The organism is Colwellia marinimaniae (assembly GCF_002207865.1).
Lineage (GTDB): Bacteria > Pseudomonadota > Gammaproteobacteria > Enterobacterales > Alteromonadaceae > Colwellia > Colwellia marinimaniae.
Genome location: NZ_BDQM01000273.1, coordinates 1 through 272 on the forward strand (window position 1 = coordinate 1; position 272 = coordinate 272).

The 272-nt window shown below is 68.0% G+C and carries 1 protein-coding gene; it reads right to left on the bottom strand.

Annotation, left to right across the window (positions count from 1 at the left end):
* On the bottom strand, positions 1–272 hold a 272-nt coding region (locus MTCD1_RS23690), incomplete at both ends, for a hypothetical protein (RefSeq protein WP_143760184.1).

The following is a 272-nucleotide window of genomic DNA, read 5'->3' on the forward strand; positions in this document are numbered from 1 at the left end:
CAGCAATCCTCCCGACCTCATCCGGCCGTGATCCAAGGGCAGCCGTCCCCCGATCGCCAGCAGGACGGCCGAGACACTGTTCTGCGATCCGACGACGGCTTGCACCTGACGCGGTTCGACGTGCAGGTCGAGGCCTTCGAAGAGCCCCTCCACCCCGATCCCCTCGGCGTGCAGGGCCTCGGTGTGATCCGCTGTGGGCCAGGCGGCCAGCTTTTCCTCGTGGGCGATCCCTTCTCCCTCGATGTCGAGGCGGGGTAGGCGTCGATCCAGCC